Raw genomic sequence first — 15,033 nt, 5'->3', positions numbered from 1 at the left:
GACGACCCTCTGACTAGCGACCGGCCAGGGCGATGACCACGACTGATGTTGCCGTCTCACACAACGCCGGCCCGCAACAGATCATGAATATGCAGAATACCGGAAGCAACGCCCTGCTCATCGACGAGGAACAGAACCGTTACCTTCTGAGCCTGCATCATCTCCATTGCGGCACTTGCCAGGATGCTGCCCTTGATGACGCGGGGATGATGCGACATGACCGCATCGACAGTTTCCAGCAACAACTGTTGCGACATATGACGGCGCAAGTCGCCATCGGTAATCACGCCCGCGAGCTTGCCCTCGGCATCGATGACACCCACGACACCGAAGCCTTTGGCGGACATCTGGATGACTGCGTCACCCATGGCGCTGCCGAGCGGGAGCAGCGGAACTGCTTCACCGCTATGGGCGAGTTCACCGGCGAGAAGCAACTGCGAACCCAATTTTCCCCCGGGATGGAAAGTCTTGAAATCCTGGGCCGAAAAGCCGCGACGTTCCAAAAGCGCCACGGCCAGAGCATCGCAGACTGCGAGCTGAAGGAGCGTCGATGTTGTCGGCGCCAGACCATGCGGGCAGGCTTCCTGCACTTTCGGCAAGGTGACTGCGACATCGGAGTTTCTTGCCAAGAGGCTCTCCGAATTCGATGTCACGGAAACAACGGCTACGTTGAAGCGCTTGGCATAGGCCAGCATCGGCCCAAGCTCGACGGTCTCACCCGACCAGGAAAGCAGGATCAAGACATCATCGGACGTAATCATTCCGAGATCGCCGTGGCTTGCTTCCGTGGGATGGACGAAATACGCCGATGTACCGGTGGAAGCCATGGTGGCAGCAATTTTGCGACCGATATGACCGCTCTTGCCAACACCGGACAGAACAACGCGACCCCGACGCTGCGAAATCAGCGCCACCGCATCAATGAAGCTCCTGGAGAAAACCTTGTCTGCCTGGAAGCGGGTGGCAAGTGCGCTTACGCCATCCACCGTGGCGGCAATGGATCGAGCAACAGACTCAAGCACGGCCCGTTCTTCGGGAGCGTTCGTATCGACTTGCCTCAGACCCATGTTCTTCATCTTTCCATTCGCCCTGTCAGCACGTCTTCATGACGCTTAATGCGGCGGGGTTTCAATCTCAATCCAGCTTGCCGGCCTCAGTTTGGCGACCACGGCACGGTTGGCTTTGCGTCCGGTTACATCCGCAATATGGCGCGATCAAATCAAAAACAACAAGCAAACAGCGATTCGATCCGATATCGCGGATTTAATCGATTAGCTTGTAATAACGCGAGAACGAACACGCCAAGCTGGATGACACATCCCGAGATCGCCTAGCCTGCCCGTTTTGCCGCGGGCTCCTCCGAAAGCGGAAGATTACCGTTGCGACAGAAATCTTCGAGCGTCATCGTGTCAAGGATGTCGGCAATGGCGTCGCGCACCGTCGTCATCGAGCGGCGGACCTCGCAGGTTTCCGGATCGTTGCAATCATCGCACACCTCGTAGGCCGTCCGGCTCGCGCAGCGAATAGGCGCCAGCGGGCCATCAAGCGTGCGAATAACCTGACCGATTCTGATTTCGGAGGCTGGGCGAGACAGGGAATATCCACCGCCCGGCCCCTTTTTCGAGCGCAGAATGCCGGCATTGCGGAGCTCGAGCAGAATGGTATCGAGAAACTTCTTTGGAATATTGTTGCGGGTCGCAATCTCGGTGATGAATGCGGTTTCGCCCGGATCAAGGTTGGCCAGATCGACCAAAGCCTTCAACCCGTATTTTCCTTTTTTCGTCAGCATCGCAGTTCACTCTTCACGCGGGCAATGACAGCTATGATACCCGCCTACCAGTACGGATATATGGCATAGCACAGAACAGCCATGCCAATATACCGATTTAGTGAAAAGAGTTACCAAACGCACGATTTGCGAAAATTTATGCCGCCACGAAGCGACTGTCGCTCCCCGAATGAGCGCTCGCGCCGTCCGACACTCTCCGGCCAGCTGCAACCAGCTGACGGACAGCGGCCCGAGCTTCGTCAACGGAGCGAAAGCGCCGCGAATCGAGATCCCAGACGTGATACTTCACGGCGACGAACTTGAGGTAACCGGCTTCCGGAACCACGACACCAACGGCTTCACCGCCAAATTCGATAACTTGCTTGGTCATGACAAACGCTCCCTCCACGCCGGGGCGCGGATCATTTCAAATCGTGCAAAAATTTAAGGAAAGGACTAATTCGCTCACATTCGGCAAAGAGCACGAATGCAAAGGTCTTTCGTTGCGCGACACTTGGAATGCACGCCGAAGAATGCTGTCTGGCTGATTTTGACTGTCATGACACCCTCCTTCGGTTTCTGGGATCGCCGGGCATACCGGCGGTCTGGTTTATCAATGGCCCGCGTAGCAATCTGCCCAGCGGATAATGGCAAGCTAAAATAACCCACCAAATCAGTCAACTAAAAAATCAAAACCTGAGAAAATATTACTCATATTTTCACGAATTGTTTTGATTCGGGCAAAATTTATCCTACGCGAGTTGTGTAGCGGAATCTTAACCTACGGTCCGCCTTTGTCTAATTCTGCTGAAGGGTATAAACGCAGGCTGCGACGAAAAAAGGGCGGCCCGCAAGGATCGCCCTTATTTATTTGACCGCTTCGTCTGCGATCAGCTTTTGGCAACTTCCGCGCCCGGCGCCCGTGCCGTCTCGCGGTCCTTCCACCAGCGGCTGAGGAAGAGCAGGATCGGACCGCCGATATAGATCGACGAGGTGGTGGCGACGACGACGCCGAAGACCATCGGCCAGGCGAAGGGCTTGACCGGGTCGCCGCCCCAGATCGCCATCGGAACGAGCGAGGCGAGGATGGCGACCGAGGTGAAGATGCATCGCATGATCACCTGGTTGATCGAGAGGTCGATCAGATCGGAGAACGGCATCGTCTTGTACTTGCGCAGGTTTTCACGCATGCGGTCGTAGACAACGACCTTGTCGTTGACGGAGTAGCCGATCAGCGTCAGCACCGCGGCGATGGCCGTGAGGTTGAAGTCGATCCCCGTCAGCGCGAAGAAGCCGATCATCTTGGTGATATCCAGAAGCAACGTCACGATGGCGCCGACGGCAAAGTGCCATTCGAACCGCCACCAGATGTAGATCAGGATCGCCAGCATCGCGAGACCGACCGCCAGGAAGCCGGAACGGGCAAGCTCGGCGCTGATGGTCGGGCCGACGACTTCGGTGCGCTCGAAGGTCGCGTCAGGGATGGCTTCGGCCACGGCAGCCTTGATGGCATTGAGCGCAACCGTCTGCTGGGCCTCGCCGCCTTCCTGACGCTGGACGCGGACCAGAACCGCCTTGCCCTGATCGAAGTCCTGCAGCGCGACTTCACCGAGGTTCAGATCTTCCAGCTTGGAACGGATCGACGCCAGCTGGAGCGGCTGCTTGGACGTTGCCTCGACCTGGATACCACCGACGAAGTCGATGCCGTAGTTGAGACCCGGGTGGAAGAACAGGATGACCGAGCTGATCGACAGGAACGCCGACATGCCGATGGCGACGAAGCGCCCGCGCATGAAGGAGAAGGTCGGGATGCTCGGAACCTTGCCGATGATCGAGTGGATCTCGATCTTCTTCAGCTTCTGACGGATGACCAGCTCGTGCATCAGCGCGCGAACGACGGTGATCGAGGTGAACATCGAGATGATGATACCGATCATCATGGTGATGGCGAAACCACGCACCGGGCCTGTGCCGAACATGAACAGCAATACCGTGCCGACGAGGGTCGTGACGTTGCCGTCGACGATTGTCGCAAAGGCCTTGCCGAAGCCGACATCCAGCGCCTTCATCGCGCCGGCGCCGCCCGCCGTCTCTTCACGGATACGGGCGTTGATCAGGATGTTGGCGTCCACCGCCATGCCGATACCCAGAATGATACCGGCGATACCGGGCAAGGTGAGGGTCGAGCCCAGCATTGCCAGAACCGCGACCGTCAGGATCGTGTGGAGGATCAGGCCGAGGATCGCGACCACGCCCCAGGTCGTGTAGAGCGACAGCATCATCACGCAGACGGCGATAAAGCCGGCAAGACCCGTATAAATGCCCATGCGGATCGAGTCGGAACCGAGGTTCGGACCGACCGAGCGTTCTTCGATGATGGTGAGCGGCGCCGGCAGAGCGCCGGACCGCAGCAGCGCGGAGAGAACCGTGGCTTCCTGGGCAGTGAAATTGCCGCTGATCTGGCCCTGACCGCCGACGATCGGCTCGCGGATGACCGGTGCGGTCAGCACCTTGCCGTCGAGGACGATGGCGAAGGGACGGCCGACATTGTCACGGGTGATTTCCGCGAACTGGCGGGCACCCTGCGCATCAAAGGTGAAGGAGACGATCGGCTCGTTGGTCTGCTGGTTGAAGCCGGCCTTGGCATCAGCCAGACGCTCGCCGGAAATGGCAATGCGGCTTTCGACCGGATATCTGTTGCCGTCATTGGCGCCCGGCAGAATATCGACACCACGCGGTGCGGGCTGGGTCACGTCGACCGTCTGGTCCAGCATGTGGAAGCTCATCTGCGCGGTCGAGCCAAGCAGCTGGCGCAGGCGGGTCGGGTCCTGAAGGCCCGGCAGCTGCACGAGGATGCGGTCGGAACCGACGCGCTGGATCAACGGTTCGGCAACGCCGACCTGGTCGACACGGCGACGGATGATTTCAAGGCTCTGGTCGACAGCGGCGGTCATGCGTTCGCTGAGACCCGCCTCCGTCTGCTTGATGGTGATCGTATCGTCAGCCGTCGTCACCTCGGTATCGGCGCTGGCCGTACCGAAGCCGAGCGCACCAGCCGGCACGGCCAGCTCCTGGATCTTCGGCAGAACCTTGTCGCGATCGGCCTGATCGGCGATCTTGATCTGGATCGTGTCGCCGGCGATACGCGCCGAGGAAACCGGTACGCGCTCGCCGCGGAGAACGCCTCTGACATCGTCGAGCAGCGTGTTGAGGCGCGCGCGGCGCAGACCGGCAGCATCAACTTCAAGGACAAGATGCGAGCCGCCGCGCAGGTCGAGGCCGAGCGTGACAGGCTTTACGGGGAGGAAGGCGGAATAACGCTGCTGCGTTTCCGAGGACAGAAAGTTTGGTAGCACCGCGAGTATCCCGAAGAGGGTAATCGCGACATAGGCCAGTGCAGCCCATTTCGAAGTGCGCATGATAAGCTTCCATGAGTGCCTGCATTTCCCGCCAAACGGGCGCAGGGTGATATACGGATTCGGATTGAAGCTGCAAAAGATGCAGGAAACGGCTGGTTGCGCCGGATTTACGCGAGAAGCGGTGGTCCGCGTGCCCGGTTCAGGCGGCCAATGGAGCTCTGCCGCGCGCAATCGACGGCTTGGGCATGGGCCATGTCGCCATAGGCGACGGTGGAAAGCGCGATGGCCGTTGGCAGAAGCAGCGGATGAGGACCGCCGGGCGTGCCCTTGAAATCATTGCGATCCGCGATAAAGCGCAGGTCGGCGGCAGGCAGAGCCCGCGTGATATGTCGCGATAGCACGGTCTCTGAGGACTTGTTGTCAGGGACCGAGAAATTTCCGGCATTCTGCAGGGCTGTCAGGCGTGACGAGAAGGTCTGGGCCGAAACGACGAACTGCATGGCGAAGGCGGCAAACAGAATCCACAGCAGGGCAAAGAGCCTGCCCTTCTGCTTGCGTTCTGAAATCTCGCCTTCAAAGTCCTTCAAGGACTGTCCCTTCCGGTGGCCCTCCGGCCGTAATTTACCGACAGACGCGCCGATTCAGGCGCGCGAGCGCGCCTAAGAACCATCGCTTGGGATCAAAGTCAAACCTTAGCATGTTCGGCCTCGGCTGGACATATCAGCGGTAACGCTCAAGCCGTGACCCCTGCGGTACGGGTCTGATGGATCTCGATCAGCGATGGACCGGTGCGTCCACGCGCCTCGGTCAAAGCCAGCTGAAGCTCGGAAATCGACTTCAGCCGTACGGCCGGGACGCCGTAAGCGGTTGCTGTCAGGAGAAAATCCGGCGCGGACGGCTTCACGCCTTCCGGCGTGATACCGTTTTCGACCATGAAGTTTTCGATCTCCTGATAGCCGTCATTGTTCCAGACAAGGAAAATGACATGCGCTCCCGCATCAACCGCCGAGCCGAGTTCGGCCAGCGAAAACTGGATGCCGCCATCGCCGACGAGGCAGACGACCGGCGTGCCCGGGACTGCGACTGCCGCACCGACGGCAGCCGGCGGCGCGTAACCGAGGGCGCCAAAGCCGGTGGCGGAATTGAACCAGGAGCGGGCACGTGGCGCGTCGCAATATAGGTTTCCGGCGTAAACAGCCTGGGTGGAATCGCCGATGATGGCGCAGTCCGGCAAAGCCCGGTAGATCGCATCGACGACACCGATTTCGGCACGCATCTTGGGGGTCAGCTCAGCGAGTGCCGCTTTGCGGGCGGCTTCAGCGCGTTCCTTGGCTTTTGCCGCCGGCTTGCCGGTCAGGAATGCCAGAATGCCGGCTGTCGCCGCCTTGGCGCCGGAGAGGATCGACAGGGTTGCATGCTGGCCACGGGCGAGCTGGGCCGGGTCGATATCGGTACGAATGAGATTGCCGAGGATCGGGAAGCCGCCGTCGGCATACATGTCATAGTCGGTCTGGCCCATTTCAGTTCCCAGCGCCAGAACGAGATCAGCCTCCGAGACAAGCGCACGCACGGCCTTGAGGCTCGGGCTCGCGGGAACCCTGAGCGGATGGCCGGCCATCATGCCGCGAGCATTGACCGTCATCACCACGGGGGCGCCGATACGCTCGGCCAGCATGCGGATTTCCTCCTCCGCCGTGATCGCGCCACCGCCGCAGAGAATGACGGGTCGCTGCGCATCGCCGCAGAGGATCGCCGCCTTCTGCAGCGTCTCGGCATCGGCGCGCGGGCGGGTTGCTGTCGCCTTGCGCAGCACAGGCGGCGCGATGCGGGCGCTCATGACGTCCGTCGGGATTTCGATATGGACCGGCCCTGGCCGCCCCGAAGTCAGTACTGCAAAGGCGCGCTCGACGACAGATGCGAGATCCGATGGATTAAGCAGGGTCTGGGAATAAAGCGCCAGCGTCTTGATCATACCGTGCTGGTCGGGAAGCTCGTGCAGCAGGCCGCGGCCATGGCCGAGCGAATCGCGGCGGTTGACACCGGAGATGACCAGCATCGGGATCGAATCCTGCCGTGCCTGCGCCATCGCCGTGATGGTGTTGGTGAGGCCCGGGCCGGTGATGACGAGAGCAACGCCCGGCTTGCCGCTGACGCGGGCATAGCCGTCGGCCATGAAGCCGGCGCCCTGTTCGTGGCGGGGCGTGATGTGGCGGATTTTCGAGGCGGCAAGCCCGCGATAAAGCTCGACCGTGTGAACGCCGGGGATGCCGAAGACGACGTCGACGCCATTGGCCTCAAGCAGATTGACAAGAACTTCACCGACTGTCTTCATCTCACCGCTCATGCCTGGCACTCCTTCAATAAACCTTGCCCGCCCGAGAGCCGGACCGCCAGCCGGGTGATTCGATTACAGGCTTCATCGATCGCCTGCTCGGGCACCGTCAGGCTGACGCGCACATAACTGGCCGCTTCCTCGCCAAAGGAAGAGCCGGGCATGACAGCAACCCCCTCCTCCTCCAGAAGTTTCCAGGCGAAGGCTTCACCGCTCATCCCCGTTGCGCTGACATCCAAGAGGATGAACATGCCCGCCTCCGGCGGCAAGGCCATGACGCCCGGCGCATCTTCAAGCGCTGCAACGATCCGGGCAGCGCGACTGCGATAGGAAACACGCATGGCGGCCGAGGTGCCGATCTCATGGGTCAGCGCATAGGCTGTCATGTCGGCAATGAAAGGCTGAACGCCGAAGAGCATGGTTTCCGAGACCGGCAACAGCCGGTTGGCAAATTCCGCCGGTCCGATCGCCCAGCCGCTGCGGAAGCCCGGCGCGGCATGGGACTTGGAAATTGAGGAAACCACGATGGTCCGCTCGGCCAGTTCCGGCATGTCGAAGGGCGACGCGAAGACGCCGTCGAAGATCAGCTCTTCGTAAACTTCGTCGCAGACGATCCAGAGATCGTGCTTGCGGCAGACTTCGCCGATCGCAGCGATATCCTCTTTCGTCAGCACGGCGCCGGTCGGGTTGTGGGGTGTGTTGAGAAGCAGAACCCGGCAATCCGGCGTGATCGCCTTTTCGAGATCGGCGGCCTGCATGTGGAATCCATGCTCGGCCCTCAGCGGAACGATCACCTGATGCGCACCGGTCGAGCGGATGACGCCCTCATAGGTCGCGTAAAGCGGATCACCGACGAGCACGCCATCTCCCGCCTCGGTCAACCCCAGCATGACGGCGAAGAGCGCTGTCTGGGTGCCGGGAAAGCAGAGCACGTTTTCGGCGGTGACATCGGCGCGGCGCCTGGCATAGCGCGCGGCGAGTGCCGCCACGACCGGCGGCTCGCCGCGGCCGTTGGAGTAACGATAGCGACCGGCATTCATGGCGCGCTGCGCTTCGGCCAGAAGCGCCGCATCCGGCGGCAGATCGGGCTCGCCGATCGTCAGCTCAATGATATCGGCACCGCTCGCCTTCAACTGCCGGGCGCGGATATGCAGCGCCCATTTGCCGGAACCGAGATCCGCCAAGCGTTCGGTGATCGATGAGTAACGCATGGAATTGTCCTACTCTTCATGCACGTCGGCGCCTTCCGGCAGCCGCAAGGCACTGGCGGTGCCGTCTTTTTCATTTGAACCGGGCTCATAGGAGCCCAGCGGCAGGCCGAGCAATGCCTCGGCTGAGTTCAGCGCGATGGAGACCAGCTCCGTTTCCGCAAACAGTTCTCCTGCAAGGCAGCCTTCAAGCCAGAGGCCATCGATTATGCCGTTGATCGCGATCGATAACCGCCTGCATTCGCTCTCGGCATAAGGGCGGCCTTCGGCATTCAACACGTCGGCGATCAGCGCCTGCAGATCATTGCGGAAGCCCAGATAGCCCTCACGATGGATGGCAGCCAGAACCGGATCGACGCGCACATGACTGATGAACGACGCCCAGAGCGACAGGCTGCGGGCATTGGCCACGGGTGCGGTCAGGTTGAGCGCGATGAACCGGCAAAGCCGCGTACGCGCATCCCCCTCTATGTCCACGGCCTTTGCCGCGAATGTGGACAGCACCAGCCTGTAGGCATCGGCGACCATCTGGTCCTTGGAATCGAAATAATGACGCACCAGCCCGGCGGTGACGCCGGCGCGCAGGGCAATCTGCCGAACCGTCGCGCCCTTCAGGCCCAACTCTGCAATGCAGTCGAGCGTGGCCTCGATCAGTTCCTGCCGGCGCTCCCCCTCCGGGGCGCGATGGAACGGGCGCCGTATCATTGATCGCGCCGCAGAACTGGGCGTGTCAGGCAGGTCGGGCCGCCCTCGCAGGCGATGCACAGCGCATCGGCCTCGAAAGTGGTGACGGTGCAGCCCGCCGCTTCCATCGCCGCCTTGGTCTTGGGAAAACCCTCGACCATGATCACTTCCCGCGGCCGCACCGGCAGCACGTTAAGGCTGAGGCCGTTGCTGGTGTGGAACTCATCGGCAGGCGCCTCGACCATGGTGATGCCCCATTCCTTCAGGAGCAGGTAGAAGGATGCTGGCAAGAGCGGCGTGAAGACCAGCGCCAGATCGGCCGAGAGCGGGCTCATGACCGACATCAGATGCAGGCAGGCTTCTTCACCCTGCCAGAGTGGCAGATCGTAGCCTAGCACGGTAATGCCATGCGGCTCCAGAATTTCAGAAAGCTGGGCGATGCCTTCCTCGTTGGTGCGCACGCCGCGTCCGACGATCAATGTTTCGGCATCGAGCCAAATGCAGTCTCCGCCTTCGACCGTGCCCGGCGAGGTGATTCGCCCGAGGATCGGGATGCCGGCCTTCTTGTAGGTGGCTTCGTGCAGGGCCGGTTCCTTTTCGCGCAGCGGCTTGCCCATGCGCAGGATGACCGCGCCGTGATCGGTCATCAACGACGGATCATGGGTGAACATGGCGTCGGCCAAGCCGTCCCCTTTATCTTCCAGCCAGAGGATTTCGGCGCCCGACTTTTCGATGTAAGCTGCGAATTCGGCATATTGGCGAACGGCCTTTTCGCCGTTGAAGGTCGGGCCGTAGTGCCACTCGGCTGCATCCGCGCCCGTCAGGCTCGCACCCGGCCGGCGCATCAGAACGCGCATCAGATTGGCCGACATTTCCTGCGAACCGTATGCCGTCATCGTCTACTCCTGTTGGAAAAATAATCATTGGCGGGGCTGCCAAAAAAGCAGCGGTCGCGTTATTATACGGTTGAATAATTTCTGCACAAGTGCCACGATGAGCTTCATGGAACAGCGTGACAGGCAAAAATGCCGCACGAAAAGAAAACCAGGGGAACTGTTTTCATGCAGCCAGTGCCGACGTCCCGTTGCAACGGGACAGCGTTTTTATGACGGATCCAGCCCAGGCGATTGCGGTCACCGACCTGCACAAACGTTTCGGTCCGCTGGAGGTTTTGAAAGGTGTTTCGCTGACCGCGAACCAGGGCGACGTCATCGCCATCATCGGCGGCAGCGGCTCGGGAAAATCCACCCTTCTTCGCTGCATCAACATGCTCGAACTGCCAACGGCAGGCTCGGTCTCCATCCATGGCGAAACCATTGCCATGAAGAAGGATGGACGTGGCGGGCTGGCACCTTCCGACCGCAAGCAGGTCGAGCGCCTGCGCTCGCAACTCGGCATGGTTTTCCAGAGCTTCAATCTCTGGCAGCACATGACCATCCTGCAAAACGTCATCGAAGCGCCGGTGCATGTGCTCGGACGGCCGAAGGACGAGGCAATCGCGACGGGCGAAGCGCTTCTGCGCCGGGTGGGGCTTTTTGAGAAGCGCGATGCCTATCCCGCCTTCCTCTCCGGCGGCCAGCAGCAGCGCGCGGCAATAGCGAGGGCGCTCGCCATCCAGCCGCTGGTCATGCTGTTCGACGAGCCGACCTCCGCGCTCGACCCGGAACTCGTCGGCGAAGTGCTCGCGGTCATCGGCGATCTTGCCAAGGAAAAGCGCACGATGATCCTTGTCACCCACGAGATGAAGTTTGCCCGCGAGGTTGCCAATCACATCGTCTTCCTGGCGCAGGGCAAAATCGAAGAACAGGGGCCGCCCGACGAAATCTTCGGTGCACCGAAATCCGAGCGCCTGAAGCGCTTCATCAGCTCCATCCATTGAATGCTCAACAACCAAAACAAGGGAAACAGCATGCATAAGACATTGAAAGTGATCGCGCTGGCCGCAGCAATCGGAATTTCAGGTGGCGCGCTCGCCCATGCCGAACAGATCAAGGTCGGCTTTGCCGCCGAACCCTACCCGCCCTTTACCTCGCCGGACGCCTCCGGCAACTGGGAGGGCTGGGAAGTCGACTTCCAGAAGGCCGTCTGCGCAGAAGCCAAGCTCGACTGCGTCATCACGCCTGTTGCCTGGGACGGCATCATTCCGGCGTTGACCTCCAAGAAGATCGACATCATCATCGGCTCCATGTCGATCACCGACGAACGCCTGAAGACCATCGATTTTTCCGACAAGTACTACAACACCCCGACCGGCGTCATCGGTGCCAAGGGCGCCAAGTTCGAGCCGACCCCTGAAGGCCTGTCCGGCAAGACGATCGGCGTGCAGGTCTCCACCGTCCACCAGGTCTATGCCAACAAGTACTTCGGTGAGAACGGCGCGACGGTGAAGGAATACCAGACCCAGGACGAGGCCAACCAGGACCTCGCCGCCGGACGTCTCGATGCCGTTCAGGCAGACTCGATCGCGCTCGACGCCTTCCTCAAGAGCGACCAGGGCAAGGATTGCTGCGAACTCGAAGGCATGGTCAAGGACGACCCGGCCATCCTCGGCGCCGGCGTCGGCATCGGCATCCGCAAGGGCGAAGACGAGCTGAAGGGCAAGCTCAACGCTGCCATCAAGGCGATCCGCGAGAACGGCACCTACGACACCTTCTCCAAGAAGTATTTCGACTTCGACATCTACGGCGGTTGATGGTTCTCGCCCCGCGCCGGCGGAGGGTTACCCCCTCTGCCCCTTCGGGACATCTCCCCCCCAAGGGGGGAGGGGGGAGACTAGCAACCAGCGTCGAAGCCGCTTCGAGAAAAGAACAATACCCCCTCTTGAGGGGGGGTGTCAGCCCCCGATTTGAGGACCTGATGGCCGATCCTGCACCCTTCATCAATTGGAGCCTGCTTGCGCTCTCGCCGCCCGGCTGGGGTAGCGTGCTGCTCTCCGGCCTGATCAATTCGATCCAGATTGCCATCGGCGGTTATTCGCTGGGCCTGCTGCTGGGTGTGGGCGGCGCCTTCGGCAAGCTCTATGGCGGCCCGATCCTGCGCGACCTTCTCGAATGCTACACGACGATCGTGCGGGCCGTGCCGGAGCTCGTGCTGATCCTGCTGCTCTATTATGCCGGCACCGACCTCATAAACCAGTTCATGGGCTTGGCCGGCCTTCCCGCCGTCGACATCAGCGGTCTTGCCGCCGGTATCTTCGTCATCGGGGTGGTGCAGGGTGCCTATTCGACCGAGGTGCTGCGCGGCGCGATCAAGGCGGTGCCTTCGGGGCAGATCGAAGCGGCGCGCGCCTTCGGCATGTCCCCCGTCAAGGTGATGACCCGCATCACCCTGCCGGCGATGCTGCCCTACGCCATTCCCGGTCTTTCCAATCTCTGGCTCATCGCAACCAAGGATACCGCGCTGCTCGCAGTCGTCGGCTTCTCGGAATTGACGCTCGTGACGCGGCAGGCAGCCGGAACGACCAAGGCCTATCTCCTGTTCTTCTGCGCGGCCGGTGTACTCTATCTCGCCCTGACACTCGTCTCGAACGTCTTCATCAGCATCATTGAGCGGCGCGCCCGCCGTGGCCTGGCGGAGGCCGCATGACAAGTCCTGCACCCGAGACGACCCACGCCCTGGCATTTACGCCGGAGGACCTGCCGACTGCTGAGAGTTTCTTCCAGCCGCACCGCATCTTGCTGATGGCAATCTTTGCAACGCTGGTCGTCTACGTCAGCTGGTCCATGCGCTGGGACTGGCTGCCGCAATATCTGCCGAAGCTTGGCTGGGGCATCGTCGTGACGCTGGCCATGCTGTTCAGCACCTCGATTCTCGGCTTCCTTCTTGCCGTGCCGCTCGGGCTTGTCCAGGTCACCGGACCATGGCCGCTGAAGGCGTTTGCCAAGACGTTCTGCACGATCATTCGTGGCACGCCGCTGCTTCTCCAGCTCTGGCTGCTCTATTACGGCCTTGGTTCGCTCTTCCCGCAGTTTCCGGCAATCCGCAGCTCTTTCCTGTGGCCGTACTTACGCGAATCCTGGCCCTATGGGGTGGCGGCGCTTACGATCTCCTTTGCTGCCTATGAAGGTGAAGTCATGCGCGGCGCCTTTGCCGGGGTGCCGGCGGGCGAACTGGAAGCCGCACGTGCCTTCGGCATGAGCCGCTGGACCGTCTTTCGCCGCATCTGGCTACCGCGCGCCATCCATCGGGCACTGCCGACGCTGACCGGCGAAACCGTGCTGCAGCTGAAGTCGACGCCCCTCGTTGCAACCATTACCGTACTCGACGTCTATGCCATCATCTCCAAGGTTCGCCAGGATACTTTTCTCACCTACGAACCGCTGCTTCTGCTGGCACTCATTTATCTGTGCCTGACGGGCATTCTCGTCCTGGCCTTCCGCAAACTTGAAAATCGCATACCAACCCGTGGTGCCTGACATGAATGCAAATGTGAACCTGACCAACGCCATGCCGGAACTCGTTGCCATCCGGCACGACCTGCACGCCCACCCTGAATTAGGACTGGAAGAGTTCCGCACCTCGGACTTCGTTGCCGGCCAACTCGAAAAACTCGGCTACACAGTGACCCGCGGCCTGGCGAAAACCGGGCTTGTCGCGACCCTGACCAATGGCACCAGCAAGCGTTCAATCGGCATCCGTGCCGATATGGACGCACTTCCGATCCTGGAGGAAACCGGCCTCGATTATGCATCGAAGACGCCGGGCCTGATGCATGCCTGTGGTCATGACGGCCACACCACTATGCTGCTCGGTGCGGCGCGCGCAATTGCCGAGCGGAAGAATTTCGATGGCACTGTACACTTGATCTTCCAGCCGGCGGAGGAGAACTTCGGCGGCGCCAAGCTGATGATGGATGACGGCCTCTTCGACAGGTTCCCCTGCGACGCCGTCTTTGCCCTTCACAACGAGCCCGGCCTGCCCTTTGGCCAGTTTGCGCTGCGCGAAGGCCCGATCATGGCGGCAGTCGATGAAGCCCGCATCACCGTGCATGGTCGTGGCGGCCATGGCGCAGAACCACAGGAGACGGCGGACCCGATCGTCTGCGGTGCCTCGATCGTCATGGCGCTGCAATCCATTATCTCGCGCAACATCCACCCGATGGATCCGTCCGTCATCACCGTCGGCTCTTTCCACAGCGGGTCGGCCAGCAACATCATTCCAGAGCGTGCCGAGATCGTTGTTGGTATCCGCTCTTTCGATCCGAAGGTGCGGGATGAGCTGGAGCGACGTATAAGGCTCATCGCCGAAAATCAGGCAGAGAGTTTCGGCATGACGGCGACGGTCGATTATCTGCGCAGCTACAACGCGACGATCAACCACAAGGCCGAGACGGATTTCGTGCGCGATCTCGCCGTCCGTTTTGCCGGCGTAGAAAATGTCGTCGATCTCGAGCGCCCGTTCATGGGCAGCGAGGACTTCGCCTATATGCTCGACGGCCGCCCTGGCACCTATTTCTTCCTGGGATCGCGCGTGACCGGCGACGAAAAATCGCTGCATCATCCGGGTTATAACTTCAACGACGACCTGTTGCCGATCGGTGCCGCCTTCTGGACGGAGCTTGCCGAGGCCTATCTGAAATCCGAATAAAAAAATGCCGCAGGAAGGGACATTCCTGCGGCAAGTCGGGACAGTCAGGCAAAGTCGTGCCGAGGCAGGGTTGCCTCAAGGCAATCTTGGGGTGCG

Annotated in this window: 14 protein-coding genes; 5 read left to right on the top strand and 9 right to left on the bottom strand. The window is 61.0% G+C overall.

What is annotated here, in order from left to right; all coding sequences use genetic code 11:
• Window positions 1-56 precede the first annotated feature (56 nt).
• The 9 genes from QO002_RS05250 to QO002_RS05210 all read right to left on the bottom strand — a co-directional run bounded on the left by QO002_RS05250 (window position 57) and on the right by QO002_RS05210 (window position 10,247).
• Window positions 57-1,067 carry a KpsF/GutQ family sugar-phosphate isomerase gene (locus tag QO002_RS05250; RefSeq protein ID WP_307227391.1) on the bottom strand — a complete coding sequence of 337 codons (1,011 nt, stop codon included), beginning with the start codon at window positions 1,065-1,067 and terminating at the stop codon, window positions 57-59.
• A 263-nt stretch (window positions 1,068-1,330) separates the two neighbouring features.
• Window positions 1,331-1,789: an RrF2 family transcriptional regulator gene (locus QO002_RS05245; RefSeq protein WP_307227389.1), complete on the bottom strand. Its 459-nt coding sequence runs from the start codon at window positions 1,787-1,789 to the stop codon at window positions 1,331-1,333.
• 136 nt (window positions 1,790-1,925) lie between these two features.
• Window positions 1,926-2,159 carry a hypothetical protein gene (locus QO002_RS05240; protein WP_307227387.1) on the bottom strand — a complete coding sequence of 78 codons (234 nt, stop codon included), beginning with the start codon at window positions 2,157-2,159 and terminating at the stop codon, window positions 1,926-1,928.
• A gap of 499 nt (window positions 2,160-2,658) precedes the next feature.
• A complete protein-coding gene (secD, locus tag QO002_RS05235) occupies window positions 2,659-5,187 on the bottom strand; it encodes a protein translocase subunit SecD (RefSeq protein ID WP_307227385.1) in 2,529 nt (842 codons plus the stop codon).
• A gap of 107 nt (window positions 5,188-5,294) precedes the next feature.
• Window positions 5,295-5,714 (bottom strand): hypothetical protein, encoded by a 420-nt coding sequence (locus QO002_RS05230; RefSeq protein ID WP_307227383.1) that lies wholly within the window; start codon window positions 5,712-5,714, stop codon window positions 5,295-5,297.
• Between the two features lie 146 nt (window positions 5,715-5,860).
• Window positions 5,861-7,471 carry a 5-guanidino-2-oxopentanoate decarboxylase gene (locus QO002_RS05225; protein ID WP_307227380.1) on the bottom strand — a complete coding sequence of 537 codons (1,611 nt, stop codon included), beginning with the start codon at window positions 7,469-7,471 and terminating at the stop codon, window positions 5,861-5,863.
• Window positions 7,468-8,670, bottom strand: coding sequence for a pyridoxal phosphate-dependent aminotransferase (locus QO002_RS05220; RefSeq protein WP_307227379.1), 1,203 nt, complete (start codon window positions 8,668-8,670; stop codon window positions 7,468-7,470). Before QO002_RS05220 ends, QO002_RS05225 begins: the two co-directional genes overlap by 4 nt.
• A gap of 9 nt (window positions 8,671-8,679) precedes the next feature.
• On the bottom strand, window positions 8,680-9,372 hold the full coding sequence (locus QO002_RS05215) for a TetR family transcriptional regulator C-terminal domain-containing protein (protein ID WP_307227377.1): 693 nt from the start codon (window positions 9,370-9,372) through the stop codon (window positions 8,680-8,682).
• The gene (locus tag QO002_RS05210) at window positions 9,369-10,247 is read right to left on the bottom strand and encodes a dimethylarginine dimethylaminohydrolase family protein (protein WP_307227374.1); all 879 of its coding nucleotides are present in this window, start codon (window positions 10,245-10,247) and stop codon (window positions 9,369-9,371) included. The genes QO002_RS05215 and QO002_RS05210 overlap by 4 nt, the downstream gene beginning before the upstream one ends.
• Before the next feature lie 209 nt (window positions 10,248-10,456).
• Between QO002_RS05210 and QO002_RS05205 the strand changes: the two genes are divergently transcribed.
• The 5 genes from QO002_RS05205 (at window position 10,457) to QO002_RS05185 (ending at window position 14,937) form a co-directional block, all read left to right on the top strand.
• A complete protein-coding gene (locus QO002_RS05205; RefSeq protein WP_307227372.1) occupies window positions 10,457-11,230 on the top strand; it encodes an ABC transporter ATP-binding protein in 774 nt (257 codons plus the stop codon).
• Between the two features lie 30 nt (window positions 11,231-11,260).
• Window positions 11,261-12,043, top strand: a complete 783-nt coding sequence (locus QO002_RS05200) for a transporter substrate-binding domain-containing protein (protein WP_307227371.1) — start codon at window positions 11,261-11,263, stop codon at window positions 12,041-12,043.
• A 164-nt stretch (window positions 12,044-12,207) separates the two neighbouring features.
• Window positions 12,208-12,936 carry an ABC transporter permease gene (locus tag QO002_RS05195; protein WP_307227369.1) on the top strand — a complete coding sequence of 243 codons (729 nt, stop codon included), beginning with the start codon at window positions 12,208-12,210 and terminating at the stop codon, window positions 12,934-12,936.
• Complete coding sequence (locus tag QO002_RS05190) at window positions 12,933-13,766, top strand: ABC transporter permease (protein ID WP_307227367.1); 834 nt, start codon at window positions 12,933-12,935, stop codon at window positions 13,764-13,766. Before QO002_RS05195 ends, QO002_RS05190 begins: the two co-directional genes overlap by 4 nt.
• A 1-nt stretch (window position 13,767) precedes the next feature.
• Complete coding sequence (locus QO002_RS05185) at window positions 13,768-14,937, top strand: M20 aminoacylase family protein (protein ID WP_307227365.1); 1,170 nt, start codon at window positions 13,768-13,770, stop codon at window positions 14,935-14,937.
• Window positions 14,938-15,033 lie beyond the last annotated feature (96 nt).

Source organism: Pararhizobium capsulatum DSM 1112 (assembly GCF_030814475.1).
In the GTDB taxonomy this organism is placed as follows: domain Bacteria; phylum Pseudomonadota; class Alphaproteobacteria; order Rhizobiales; family Rhizobiaceae; genus Pararhizobium; species Pararhizobium capsulatum.
Note: the sequence above shows the minus strand (reverse complement) of the source record. Positions and strands in the feature narration are given on the sequence as shown.

What these genes read in the sequence shown, in the direction of transcription:
- QO002_RS05245 (WP_307227389.1), bottom strand. Translation starts at nt 1,789, where the DNA reads ATGCTGACGAAAAAAGGAAAATACGGGTTGAAGGCTTTGGTCGATCTG.
- QO002_RS05215 (WP_307227377.1), bottom strand. Translation starts at nt 9,372, where the DNA reads ATGATACGGCGCCCGTTCCATCGCGCCCCGGAGGGGGAGCGCCGGCAG.
- QO002_RS05195 (WP_307227369.1), top strand. Translation starts at nt 12,208, where the DNA reads ATGGCCGATCCTGCACCCTTCATCAATTGGAGCCTGCTTGCGCTCTCG.
- QO002_RS05250 (WP_307227391.1), bottom strand. Translation starts at nt 1,067, where the DNA reads ATGGGTCTGAGGCAAGTCGATACGAACGCTCCCGAAGAACGGGCCGTG.
- QO002_RS05240 (WP_307227387.1), bottom strand. Translation starts at nt 2,159, where the DNA reads ATGACCAAGCAAGTTATCGAATTTGGCGGTGAAGCCGTTGGTGTCGTG.
- QO002_RS05190 (WP_307227367.1), top strand. Translation starts at nt 12,933, where the DNA reads ATGACAAGTCCTGCACCCGAGACGACCCACGCCCTGGCATTTACGCCG.
- QO002_RS05200 (WP_307227371.1), top strand. Translation starts at nt 11,261, where the DNA reads ATGCATAAGACATTGAAAGTGATCGCGCTGGCCGCAGCAATCGGAATT.
- QO002_RS05220 (WP_307227379.1), bottom strand. Translation starts at nt 8,670, where the DNA reads ATGCGTTACTCATCGATCACCGAACGCTTGGCGGATCTCGGTTCCGGC.
- QO002_RS05210 (WP_307227374.1), bottom strand. Translation starts at nt 10,247, where the DNA reads ATGACGGCATACGGTTCGCAGGAAATGTCGGCCAATCTGATGCGCGTT.
- QO002_RS05185 (WP_307227365.1), top strand. Translation starts at nt 13,768, where the DNA reads ATGAATGCAAATGTGAACCTGACCAACGCCATGCCGGAACTCGTTGCC.
- QO002_RS05225 (WP_307227380.1), bottom strand. Translation starts at nt 7,471, where the DNA reads ATGAGCGGTGAGATGAAGACAGTCGGTGAAGTTCTTGTCAATCTGCTT.
- QO002_RS05205 (WP_307227372.1), top strand. Translation starts at nt 10,457, where the DNA reads ATGACGGATCCAGCCCAGGCGATTGCGGTCACCGACCTGCACAAACGT.
- secD (WP_307227385.1), bottom strand. Translation starts at nt 5,187, where the DNA reads ATGCGCACTTCGAAATGGGCTGCACTGGCCTATGTCGCGATTACCCTC.